Source organism: Jiangella asiatica, from assembly GCF_004349065.1.
Classification (GTDB): domain Bacteria; phylum Actinomycetota; class Actinomycetes; order Jiangellales; family Jiangellaceae; genus Jiangella; species Jiangella asiatica.
The window spans coordinates 1-11,603 of the sequence record NZ_SMKZ01000091.1 but is presented as its reverse complement, the minus strand read 5'-3'; the positions used below and the strand labels follow the sequence as shown (position 1 = coordinate 11,603).

Genomic DNA, 11,603 nt, shown 5'->3' with positions numbered 1-11,603 from the left:
ACCCGCCACCGCACTGACCGACGAACCACAGAACTCACCGACCCTCCGAGCCCCGGCGGCTGCCGCGCACGCCGAACCCGACCCAGCGCCACCACGGTCTGACGCCTCGACTGGTGAGCCGCCGCGTTGGGCCCACCGACGCGGACTCGTCCAGCGCTCGACCACCGTCGCCGACGTGTCCGCACCAGACCCCGGCGCCAGCCGGCGGCCAGTAGGAGTACGACCTGAGGCGTACCTGCCGGCGGCAGATCTAGCCGCGCGGACAACGCACCGCCGGGTCCGGCGTTCGTAGCGTCGGCGGCATGATCGAGATCTCCGGGCTTACCAAGCGCTACGGCGCGAAGGTCGCCGTCGACGACCTGACATTCACTGTCCGGCCGGGGCACGTCACCGGCTTCCTCGGACCCAACGGGGCGGGCAAGTCCACCACCGCCAAGCTCGGTGTCCGCGACCGCGTGCAGGTCGTGATCTACGCCTACGAGCACGGCGTCGTCCGGCCCGGTGGTCCGTGACCAACGGCCGGCATCAGACCGCGATGACGACCTTCGCCCGAGCGTGCTCGTTCTCCAGGTACCGGATCGCGGCCGGCGCCTCGCTCAGTGGATAGGTGCGGTCGATCACCGGGTGCACGGCGCCGGACTTCACCAGAGCACCCAGCGTCGTGAGGTTCTCGCGCCGGGGCGTCGCGAGGAACTGTAGTACCGCCTGCTTGACCAGCGGCGACAGCAGCCGGGCTCGGACCATCAGGCCAAGCGGGCCGAAGACGCTGCCGCCGGTGGACACCCCACCGCCGGACAGCACGAGGACCCCGCCGGGCCGCAGCACCCGGCGCAGGTCGCGTAGTGAACGGTTGCCGACCAGGTCGAGCACCACGTCGTACCGCTGCCCGGCCGCGGCAAAGTCGGTGCGGCTGTAGTCGACGACGTGGTCGGCGCCGAGCGAACTGACCAGGTCGGTGTTGCGCGTGCTGCACACCGCGGTGACCTCGGCGCCGAAATGCGCGGCGAGCTGCACGGCGAACGTGCCGACGCCGCCGGAGGCGCCGTTGACGAGCACGTGCTGACCCCGCTCGAGCTGGGCGACGTCGCGCAGCCCCATCAGTGCGGTGTTGCCGGCCGTGGGCAGCGCCGCCGCCTGCGCGAACGTGACCGCGTCCGGCTTGCGGGCCACGGCGGAGGCGGGTGCGTTGACGTACTCGGCGAAGGCGCCGTCGGCCTCGCCGAACACGGCGTCGCCGGGACTGAGGTCGGTCACCTCGCCGCCCACGGACTCGATCCGGCCGGCGAAGTCGGTGCCGCGGATGCGGGCCTGGGGTGCGCGCAGGCCGATCGAGGCACGGGCGAGGTAGGGGTCGCCGCGCATGACGTGCCAGTCGCGCGCGTTGACGCTGGCGGCGTGGACGCGGACGAGCACCTCGATGTCGCTGGGCACCGGCGCGTCGACGTCACGCAGTTCCAGGACGTCCGGCGAGCCGTACCGGTCCTGCACGATCGCCTTCATGTGGCCCCCCACGTGCGCGCGGTCGGTGACCCCGCATCCTAGTCTCAGGTCTGCGCGGACGCGGCCAGGTGCCGGCGGGCGCTGATGACCAGTGCCTTGGGGTCGTCGGCGAAGAAGCGCAGTTCGGTGACCGCGACCGGACCCCTCGGCAGCATGACAGTGGTCGGGTCGAACAGGGCCAGGTGCACGTTGGTCTGGCTCGAGATGCCCAGCTGGAGGACGGTGCCGTCCGGCGTCTCCTCCAGCTGGACCGTCTTCGAGGTTGGCAGCGCGCGCTTGTTGATGCGGATGGCGTCGACCTCGTCCCACGGCAGCATGATGTCGATGCCGGCACCGTTGCGTACCCGCAGCCCGGACCGGCCGACCACGTGCGGGTGGACCTTGAGACTGGCCAGGTACCCGAACATCCAGATCAGTCCCCAGATGCCGATGACCAGAGCGATGATCCGCACGGTGTGCCACGGGAGGATGAAGTGGACCACCGGCACCTCGACGGCCGAGACGCCGATGAACGCCCAGATGATGACGGACACCGGCTCGAGGTAACCGAACGCCTCGGCGCCCGGCTCGGTGACCCGCGGTCGCCGCGCGATCCAGCGATACAGGCTTCGCCACCCGTCCAGCTCCATGGTGACGGCTGTGCGCAGCAGGAAGGCCGCGGTGGGCCGGCCGGTGGCTGGATCGGTCGACGAGCCGGCAGGGCGGCTGGCGTCGGTCACTGGTCGGCTCCGCTCTCGATCGAGACCCCGTGCTTCCGCAGCCGGTCGAGGACCTCGTTGAGACCCTCGACCAGGCCGTCGAGCCGGTGATCGGGCATCTCCTCGAACAGGATTCGGGCGAACTCATGCTGGCCGCGTTCCAGCGCGGCCGCCGTCGCCGCGCCGTGTTCGGTGAACGAGACGAGCGTTGCCCGGCGGTCGGTGGGGTGCGGCTCCCGGGTCACGAAGCCGGTGGCCACGAGTGCGTCCACCAGACCGGTGATGTTGCGGGCGCTGACGTGCAGGGCGTCGGCGAGCGTCCGCTGGGTGCTGGGGCCCCGGTGGTGCAGCTCCCACAGCAGGTGGGCCCGGGAGTCGGTGAGGCCGAGGCGCTCCAGCCCGCGGGTCATGTCCTCGCTGAGGACCACCACGAGCTCGAGGATGCGGCCGAGGGCCTGGGTCTGTCGCGTCTGGTCCGCCATAATAGTGATGCACCTTCATTGTGTGGCTACTTCACTGATTATAGCCGACGCTGATGCCCGGGCCGGTACGCGGCCGATCGTGATCTTGCTGTTACGCGCCGGTGATGATCATCAGGCGCCCGCCCGGCTTAGACTCTTCGGGCACGAAAGGGCCGCCCTGCCAATTTGGGGGGCAAAACGGCAGGGCGGCCACTTGAAGCAAGCCTAGCCCACGGTGGCGCCATCGCACACCCAGAAGTGGTGAGATGCTTCACACCGGCGGTCGAGAATTGTCATATCGCCTGGTGAAGGGCTCGCCAGCGGGGCGATCGCGCCGTCAGCGACCCGCGCGGAGATCGTCGATCGCTTCGGCAAGCAGGTCCACCCCGTCCGCCACCGCGTGCTCGCGCAGGGCAGAGTAGCCGAAGATGATGCCGCCCGGGCCGGTCGCGCTCAGCCGGTACGGCGCGACGCCGTGCACGAGAACCCCGCGTCGCTCGGCCGCGGCTACGAGCCCCGCCTCGTCGATGTTCGGTGGCAGCCAGGCCACCAGGTGCAGTCCCGCCGAGATGCCGGCGGGCTCCAGTGACGGCAGCCGCTCGGCCAGCGCGGCCAGCAACGTGTCGCGCCGGCGCCGGTACACCGGCCGCATCCGGCGTAGGTGCCGGTCGAACTCGCCGTGCGCGACAAAGTCGGCGAACGCCAGCTGGTCGAGGACGGGGGAGCCCCGGTCCATCGCGATCTTCGCCGCGGCGACCTCGCCGACCAGTCCGCGCGGCAGCACCATCCACCCCAGCCGCAGGCCGGGCGCGAGTGTCTTGCTGGCCGAGCCGGCGTAGACGACGCGGTCCGGCGCGAGGCCCTGCATGGCCCCGACCGGTGCACGGTCGTAGCGGTACTCCGCGTCGTAGTCGTCCTCGATCACCAGCGCGCCGTGGCGCTCGGCCCAGCTCAGCACCGCCGCTCGCCGCTGTGCGGGCAGCACCCCGCCGGTCGGCCACTGGTGCGACGGAGTCAGCACGACGGCGTCCGCGGGTGTCGCGTCGAGGACATCGGTGCGGATGCCGTCGTCGTCGACCGGGATGCCGACGACCTCGAGCCCGGCCGCCTCGGCGAGCGGGCGGGCGTCGTCGTCGGCGGAGGGGTCCTCGACCACCAGCCGGCGGGCGCCGCGGGCGGCCAGCACCTGGACGAGCAGCGCCACCCCCTGTGCGTAGCCGGTGCAGACGACGACGGTGTCCGGCGTGGCGGCGGTGCCGCGGACACGGTTGAGGTAGTCGGTGAGCGCGTCGTGCAACTCGGGGACGCCCCGCCCGGTCAGGTAGGCGAACCGCTCGTTCGGCGCGCGCGCGAACGCGCGGCGGATCGAGCGCATCCAGGCCGTACGCGGGAAGTTGGCGACGTCGTAGCGGCCGTACCCGAAGTCCACGCGCGGTGCGGGACGAGGCGCGGGCGCCGCGATCGTCCGGGGCCGCACCGGCCCGATGGCAACCTCGGTGTAGCCGCCGGGCCGGCTGGTCAGGTAGCCCTCGGCGACGAGTTGCTGGTACGCCTCGACCACGACGCCGCGGGAGACGCCGAGGTCGGCGGCGAGCCTGCGGGTCGGCGGCAGCGTGGTGCCCAGCCGCAGCCGGCCGGAGCGGACGCCGTCGCGCACGGCCACCGCGAGCTGACGGTGCAGCGGTAGGGCCGCGCTTCGGTCGAGCTGGACCAGCAGCCCGCCTGGAGGAGAACCGGTCCTGGATTCCGCCATGGCATTGGACCTTAGCGCGGGTACCGATCACTGCGATGCTCGTTGCCATGACGACGCACCCCCGCATCCGAGAGCAGCTAGACGGACAGCTGGTCCTGCCGGGCGACGCACACTACGACCGCGCCCGCACGGTCTGGAACGCGATGGTCGACCGCCGGCCGCGCATGATCGTCCGCTGTGCCGGCGTCGACGACGTCGTGACCGCGGTGCGTACGGCCCGCGAGCTGGACCTCGAGATCGGGGTCCGCTGCGGCGGCCACAGCGTGCTGGGCCTGGCTGTGCCGGCCGACGGCCTGATGATCGACCTGACCCCGATGGGCGCGGTGACGATCGACGTCGAGCGGCGGCGGGCCCGGGTCGAGGGCGGTGCCCTCCTGGGTGAGCTGGACATCGCGGCGCAGCGACACGGCCTGGCCACCACCGCCGGCAACGTCTCGCACACCGGCGTCGGCGGTCTCACGCTGGGCGGCGGCATGGGCTGGCTGGCCCGCCAGTACGGCCTGAGCTGCGACAACGTCACCTCGTATCAGGTGGTGACGGCCGCCGGCGAGACCGTACGGGCCAGTCGGACCGAGAACCCCGACCTGTACTGGGGCCTGCGCGGCGGCGGTGGCAACTTCGGCATCGTGACCGAGTTCGAGTTCCAGCTCCACCCCGTCGGCACCCGGGCCTACGTCGCCGAGCTGTCATATCCGCTCGAGCGGGCCGCCGCCGTGCTGCGCGGCTGGCGCGACCTCAGCGCGGACGCGCCCCGGCAGGCCACCTTCGCCGTGTCGCTCGGCGGCGGTCTGGCCACGGTCGGCTTCGTCTGGGTCGGCGCGCCGGCGGGGGAGGAGGCGCTGCTGACGGAGCTGCGTGCGCTGGGCAACCCGGTGGCGGAGAACGTCGGCGACATGTCCTACGTCGACCTGCAACGGCGCGAGGACAGCCCGGAGGGCTACTCGATGCGCCGGTACTGGAAGGGCCACTACGTGCGCGCCCTGCCCGACGCCGCCGTCGACGCGCTGGTCGAGCACGCCGCGGACGGGATCGGCGTCGGCCTACAGGCCTACGGCGGGGCGATCGCCGAGGTGCCGGACGAGGACTCCGCTTTCAGCCAACGCGACGCCGCCTTCGAGTACGTCGCCGCCGCCAAGTGGGCCGACCCGGCCGAGGACGCCGAGCGGATGGCCATCGCCCGCCGCAGCGCCGCCGCCCTGGAGCCCTACGCCAGCGGCGCCTACGTCAACGCGCTCAGCGACGAGGGCTCGGCCGGCGTGCGGCGCGCGTACCGGCCGGAGAAGCTGGCCCGGCTGCAGGCGCTCAAGACCGCCTACGACCCTGACAATGCCTTCCACCTCAACCAGAACATCACCCCCGCCGCGTGACGCCGCACCCCCACCGCGGTAGTGGGCGTGGGCGGGGTCAGGCGGTGGGGCGGTGGCCGAGAAAGATGTCGCGCGGAGCGTGGTCGTCGTCGGCGACCTGCTCGGTGAGGATCATGGGCTCGAAGCCGGCGTCGCTGAGCAGCCGGAACCACACGTCGCGACCGAACAGGCCGGTGTCGTGCGACTCGTGGACGGACTCGGTGGAGCCGTCCGGTGAGCGCAGCAGGAAGACGTAGTCCGTGCGGACCCAGGTGTCGGCGGGGTCAGGGTCCCAGGTCCAGCCGAGGAACCGGGCGCCGCGACCGTCACCGCCGTCTTCGCCGCCGTGCTCGGTGCTCTCGGCGAACGTCTCGACGGTGTGGTCGGGGACGAAGACGGCAACACCGCCAGGGCGGCAGTGGACGAAGGTCGTCGCGATGGCCTGGGCGAGATCGTCCTCGGTGAGCATGTAGTCGACGGCGTCGTGGACGAAGACCGCGTCGTAGTCGCGGTCGAGCCGGACGGTGCGCATGTCGCCCTGGACGTGCTCGAGCTCGGGGTTCAGCGCCCGCGATACGTCGAGCATGTGCGGCGACAGGTCCACCAGCGTCAGCGTGAAGTGCTTCTTGAGGTGGACGGCGTTGTGGCCGCCGCCGCTGCCGAGCTCCAGCACCTCGCGCACGTCGCGCTGGGCGGAGTTCAGGACCGTCGCGGCGAAGGCGGCTTCCTCGGTGTACTCGTCCGGTGGCGAGACGAGGGGCCACCAGGACGCCAGGTCATTGTAGAACCGGTGGGCAGCGGTCGGCTCGGCCATGCGGACATGGTCGCATCATGCGGTCTCGCCGGAGCCCGGCGGACGCTTTCCGCGCTCGACGGGCGGGGCTTCGGGCTCGGGGCTGGGCTCGGAACCAGGCGATCGGGCCGCCAGATACGCCTCGATCTCGGCGATGCCGGCCTCGGCCTCCCGGGCGACGGCGTCGCGGCGACGGCGGGCTGGTGGTCCGGACTTCTGCCAGAAGGCGTGGACGCCCGCACCTCCGTAGAACGCCGCCCCCACCACGGCCAGGCCGCTGATGGTCATCCACATGAAGTAGCGCAGGCCGTCGAACATTGCATGCATGAGGTGCGCGGACCAGTAGCTCACGCTGCTCACCTCCGCTTCGTTGCGGCTGCAGGCGACACGCTGTTCACATACCCACGGTGAACAGTTCGTCACTTCGAGACTACGCCGATTTATATAGCAGGAACAGGGCGCGGCGCCAGCCTTCTGCTCAGAACAGGCGTTCGACCAGCTCGGAGAGGTGCCGCAGCAGCGGCACGACCAGCGCGCGCTCGGCCGGCGACAGGTCGTCCCAGGCTCCGGCGAGGTGACCGGCCACGACGTCGCGCTTGGCGGCGAGTACCTCGGAGCCGCGTTCGGTGAGCTCCAGGGCGCGCCGTCGGCCGTCGCCGCCGTTGTCGCCGTAGCGCACCAGACCGTCGCGGATCAGGAAGGCCGCGCTGCGGGTCACCGTGGGCTGGGTCAGGCCGGTCAGGTTGGCGACGACGCCGACACCGTCGCGGCCGCACTCCTCGATGGCGTCCAGCAGGACCAGCTGGGGGACGGTGATGTCGTCGAACAGGGGCTGCAGCCGCCCGCGGGTGCGCCGCGCGGTGGACAGGAACGCCATCAGGGCGTCGGCGAACTCCCGCGGCTGATCGCCGACCGTGGTCACGGTGCGGCCCAGCGCACCACTGGCATGTGTGTGATCGGCCACCCGACACCCCTCCGCCGGACTCCCCTGTTCTGCACGAAACTACCTCCGTCGGGAGACGGCCAGGTCGTCAGGCCGCGACAACCTGAGCCTCGCGGCGGATGCGGACTGGCGACTGCGTCGGCAAGAGGGCTGTTCTAGGCTGGCGGGACGGTTGACCTGGCGAGGCGGACCGGACGACCGACAAACGCTGGTGCGGCGCGACGGGAGGCTCGGTGGAACGTCAGGTCACCGGCGCCGCCGGCTCGCCCCATTCATCCGGCACCGCGTTCGTCGGCCGCGAGCACGAGCTCGCCGCCGTCGCCGGCGCACTGCGCGACGGGCCGGCGTTGGTCCTGCTCGAGGGTGAGGCCGGCATCGGCAAGACCCGCCTGGTGCAGGAGAGCCTGCAGGACCTCGACGAGCTGACGGTGCTGGCCGCGGCCTGCCCGCCCATGGCCGAGCCGTTCCCGCTCGGCCCCATCGTCGACGCGCTGCACCGTCGCTCCGTCGACGGCGTGCAGCTCAGCCCGCTGGCCGGCGCGCTGCGGCCGCTGTTCCCCGAGTGGGTCGAGCACCTGCCGCCCGCGCTGGAGCCGCTGGAGGACCCCAGCTCCACCCGGCACCGGCTGTTCCGCGCGCTGGTCGAGCTGGTCGAGCGGTCCGGCGTGGACGTGCTGATCCTGGAGGACGCGCACTGGGCGGACGCGGCCACCCTGGAGTTCCTGCCGATGCTCTGCGCGTCGAGCGACCGCGACATCAGCCTCGTGGTCACCTACCGCGCCACCGACGTGCCGGACGGGTCGCCGCTGCTGCGGCTGAGCTCGCGGCCGCCGACGGGGTTGCGGCGGCTGAGCCTGACACTGGAACCGCTCGGCGTCGACGAGACCACCGCGCTGGTCGCGTCGATCTTCGCCACCGACGACGTGTCCGCCGAGTTCGTGTCGTTCCTGCACCGGCGGACCGGCGGCGTGCCGCTGGCCGTCGAGGAGAGTGTGTCGCTGCTGCGCGACCGCGGCGACATCGTCCGCCGCGGCGGCGAGTGGTCGCGCCGGGCGCTGGACGAGCTGCAGGTGCCGCCGACCGTGCGCGACTCCGTCCTGGAGCGGGTCGCCCGGCTGGCGCCGGAGGCACGGCGGGTGCTGGCCGCGGCAGCGGTGCTCACCGACCCGGCGGACGAGGCGATGTTGGCCAGGGTGGCCGGGCTGGATGCGGAGAGCGCCCGGTTCGGGTTGGCCGAGGCGCTGTCGTCGGGCCTGTTGCGCGAGGCACGGCCGGGCCGGTTCGTGTGCCGGCACGCGCTGGCGTCGCGGGCCATCGAGGAGGCAACCCCAGCGTCGGAACGTCGTCATCTGCATCGCCAGGCAGCCGAGGCGGTGCAGCAGCTCGGCACCGCACCGGTCACCCGGCTCAGCCGGCACTTCCGCGAGGCCGGCGACGTCGCCGCGTGGAGCCGGTACGCCGAGGCGGCGGCGGACCTGGCGCTGGAGTCCGGCGAGGATCGCGCCGCCGTCGTGGTGCTGCACGAGCTGCTCACCGCGGCCGAGCACCCGCCGGAGCGGCACGCCCGGCTGGTCCGGCGTCTCGCCGAGGCCGCCACCTGGGGTGTCGCCGCCCTGGGGGACCTGGCCCTGGAGGTCGCCGCCGTGCTGAGCGCGGCGTTGGAGCGCTACGACTTGCCGGCGGGGCAGCGCGGCGAGATCCGGCTGTTGCTGGGCCGGCTCTGGCTGCAGCTCGGCGACTTCGACGTCGGCATCGAGCAGGTCGAGGCCGCCGCCGACGAGCTGGTGGACCGGCCGGAGCTCGCGGTCCGGGCGATGATCTCGCTGGCGTATCCGCGCGGGCAGGACTGGCCGGTGAGCCGGCACCTGGAGTGGCTGGACCGCGCCAGCCGGCTGATGCCGCACGTCGCCGAGGACGAGCGGGTCTGGTTCGCCGTCGATCGCGCCAGCGCGCTGCTCATGATGGGTGAGCCGTCCGGCTGGGCCGAGGCCGCCGCCCAGCTGGACCCGGACGCGGCGACGCTGTACGAGCAGCGCCAGCTCGCCCGCGGCTTCATGAACATCGGACACTCCGCCATCGGCTGGGGCCGCGACGACGAGGCCCGGCGGCAGCTCGACCGCGCGATCGAGCTGCTCGCGTCCACCGGCTACCAGCGGCTCATGAACTCCGCGTTGCTCACCCGCGCGCACGTCGACTGGCATGCCGGCATCTGGGGCGGGCTGGCCGGCCGGGTCCAGGAGCTGGCCGACAACGATGACACCCTGCCCGAGGCGCTCCTGGAGGCGCGGATGCTCTTGGGTCTGCTCGACCTGGCCGCGGGGCGCCGGGCCGACGCGGAGCTGAAACTGCGCACAGTCGTCGCCGAGGCGGCCCGGCGCGGCCTCGTCGACGTGCAGACCGCGCCGACCGGTGCGTTGGGCCGGCTCTACCTGGCCGACGACGCCGTCGACGACGCCCTGCGGGTCACCGGGCCGGGCATGGCGACCATCGCCGGCAAGCAGACCTGGGTGTGGGCCGCCGACCTCGCGCCGGTGCACGTCGACGCCCTCGTCCGGGCCGGCCGGGCGCAGGAGGCGGCCGCGCTGGTCGAGCGGTTCGCTGCCGGACTCGACGGCCGTGACGCCCCCGCACCGCGGGCCGCGCTCCTCGTCTGCCGTGGCCTGGTCGCGCAGGACGCCACCGCGGCCGCCGAGCTCTTCGGTGCGGCCGCCGCGGCCTGGGCGGAGCTGCCCCGCCCGTACGCGGAGCTGCTCGCGCGGGAGCGGCAGGCGCATGCCCTGCTGGCCGCGGGCGGCGCCGATGACCCGGCGCTGGAGGTGCTCGCGACGGTGCAGGGGCGGCTGCGTGAGCTGGAGGCGCGATGGGACGCCGACCGGGTGGCCCGGCTCATGCGCGACCGCGGCGTCGACGTCGCCCGGGCCTGGCGCGGCGGCCGGCGCGGCTACGGCGACCAGCTCTCGCCCCGGGAGCTCGAGGTGGCCCGGTTGGTGGCGCAGGGCCTCACCAACCGCCAGGTCGCGGAGACGCTCTTCCTCTCGCCGCGCACCGTCGATCGGCACCTGAGCGCTGCGATGCGCAAGCTGGCGGTCACCTCGCGCACGGCGCTGGCGGTCGCCATCACGGCCGATGAGCCGAAGATTGGGTGATTCGCCCACTCGCAAGCACTCTCGCTCCTGGCCGATCGTGGCCGCATGCGAGAGCAGCACACGCCCGGTGCCGAGTCCGAGCCCGAGGAGAACGGCGACCCGCCGGGTCCGGCCGAGCCGGGCGAGGAGACGGCCGGGGAGCACTGGGAGCCGCTGTAGGCGAGCGGTCGCCGTGGGTGACCACCGGCCGACCTGACGGCGAACGGCCGGAGAAAAATGGGTGATCCGCACAATCGCAACCAATCGGGGCGTTGCGGGAGCGTGTGAGCACACGGGGCTTCCTGCCCGGCGCGACCCGGCGCCCGCATCGACGCGGACGGCGGCGAGCCTTCACATCGCACGTGGAGACGAGGACCCATGCCGCACCCGCCGCGTATCCCGCACCGCTCACGAGCCAGGCTGCTGCCGCTGCTTGCGGCCGCGTCACTGGCCGCCGGTCTGCTGGCGGTGCCCGCCGGCGGTGCCGGGGCGCCGGCGAGCGCCGCGGCGTCGAGCGGTGCCGCCGTGCCGGCGATCCCGACCGTCGACCCCGCGGGCCAGACGTACCTGGTCACGCTGGTCACCGGGGACGTCGTCGGGGTGAGCATGCTGCCGGACGGCCGGCAGAGCGCCTGGGTGGAGTCGTCGGCAGCGACCGTCCAGCCGCGCATCTACGAGCAGGACGGCCACGTGCACGTCGTCCCGGCCGCTGCCGAGCCGTTCCTGCGCTCGGACCGGGTGGACGAGCGACTGTTCGACGTCACCTACCTGGTCCAGGAGGGGTACCACGACGGCGTCACCGCCGAGCTGCCGCTGCTGATCACTCCCGACGACGACGGCGACGCGGCACTGCTCGCCGCTCCGGCGGGCACCCGGGCCGTACGCGAGCTCGCCAGCATCGACGCCGTCGCCGTCACAGCGCCCAAGGCGGAGGTCGGCACCGTCTGGGCGCAGCTGGAGGCGGGCACGATCGGTCAGGTCTGG

The 11,603-nt window shown here is 72.9% G+C and carries 9 protein-coding genes and 2 pseudogenes; 4 read left to right on the top strand and 7 right to left on the bottom strand.

Translation table 11 applies throughout. The annotated features are described in order from the left end of the window. Positions 1-302: 302 nt before the first annotated feature. A pseudogene (locus E1269_RS33990) lies at positions 303-440 on the top strand (ATP-binding cassette domain-containing protein); the annotation flags it as partial. Positions 441-525: 85 nt separating this feature from the next. On the opposite strand, the gene E1269_RS31210 reads toward E1269_RS33990, so the two are convergent. From E1269_RS31210 to pdxR, 4 genes are all read right to left on the bottom strand, one after another. Then, positions 526-1,500 carry an NAD(P)-dependent alcohol dehydrogenase gene (locus E1269_RS31210; RefSeq protein WP_131902031.1) on the bottom strand — a complete coding sequence of 325 codons (975 nt, stop codon included), beginning with the start codon at positions 1,498-1,500 and terminating at the stop codon, positions 526-528. A 44-nt stretch (positions 1,501-1,544) separates the two neighbouring features. Continuing rightward, positions 1,545-2,219 carry a hypothetical protein gene (locus E1269_RS31205; RefSeq protein WP_131902029.1) on the bottom strand — a complete coding sequence of 225 codons (675 nt, stop codon included), beginning with the start codon at positions 2,217-2,219 and terminating at the stop codon, positions 1,545-1,547. Continuing rightward, a complete protein-coding gene (locus tag E1269_RS31200; protein ID WP_131902027.1) occupies positions 2,216-2,680 on the bottom strand; it encodes a MarR family winged helix-turn-helix transcriptional regulator in 465 nt (154 codons plus the stop codon). The genes E1269_RS31205 and E1269_RS31200 overlap by 4 nt, the downstream gene beginning before the upstream one ends. A 316-nt stretch (positions 2,681-2,996) precedes the next feature. After that, positions 2,997-4,412, bottom strand: a complete 1,416-nt coding sequence (gene pdxR / locus E1269_RS31195) for a MocR-like pyridoxine biosynthesis transcription factor PdxR (protein ID WP_131902025.1) — start codon at positions 4,410-4,412, stop codon at positions 2,997-2,999. A 47-nt stretch (positions 4,413-4,459) separates the two neighbouring features. Between pdxR and E1269_RS31190 the strand changes: the two genes are divergently transcribed. Then, positions 4,460-5,779 (top strand): FAD-binding oxidoreductase, encoded by a 1,320-nt coding sequence (locus tag E1269_RS31190; RefSeq protein ID WP_203434268.1) that lies wholly within the window; start codon positions 4,460-4,462, stop codon positions 5,777-5,779. Positions 5,780-5,816: 37 nt separating this feature from the next. Here E1269_RS31190 and E1269_RS31185 read toward each other — a convergent pair whose 3' ends face one another. The 3 genes from E1269_RS31185 to E1269_RS31175 all read right to left on the bottom strand — a co-directional run bounded on the left by E1269_RS31185 (position 5,817) and on the right by E1269_RS31175 (position 7,515). Then, complete coding sequence (locus E1269_RS31185) at positions 5,817-6,572, bottom strand: class I SAM-dependent methyltransferase (protein WP_131902021.1); 756 nt, start codon at positions 6,570-6,572, stop codon at positions 5,817-5,819. Between the two features lie 15 nt (positions 6,573-6,587). Next, complete coding sequence (locus tag E1269_RS31180; protein WP_131902019.1) at positions 6,588-6,902, bottom strand: hypothetical protein; 315 nt, start codon at positions 6,900-6,902, stop codon at positions 6,588-6,590. A 127-nt stretch (positions 6,903-7,029) separates the two neighbouring features. Then, positions 7,030-7,515 carry a MarR family winged helix-turn-helix transcriptional regulator gene (locus tag E1269_RS31175; RefSeq protein WP_131902017.1) on the bottom strand — a complete coding sequence of 162 codons (486 nt, stop codon included), beginning with the start codon at positions 7,513-7,515 and terminating at the stop codon, positions 7,030-7,032. A gap of 212 nt (positions 7,516-7,727) precedes the next feature. Between E1269_RS31175 and E1269_RS31170 the strand changes: the two genes are divergently transcribed. Together E1269_RS31170 and E1269_RS31165 are read left to right on the top strand one after the other, a co-directional pair. After that, positions 7,728-10,640 (top strand): ATP-binding protein, encoded by a 2,913-nt coding sequence (locus E1269_RS31170; RefSeq protein WP_131902015.1) that lies wholly within the window; start codon positions 7,728-7,730, stop codon positions 10,638-10,640. A 357-nt stretch (positions 10,641-10,997) separates the two neighbouring features. Next, a pseudogene (locus tag E1269_RS31165) lies at positions 10,998-11,603 on the top strand (hypothetical protein); the annotation flags it as partial.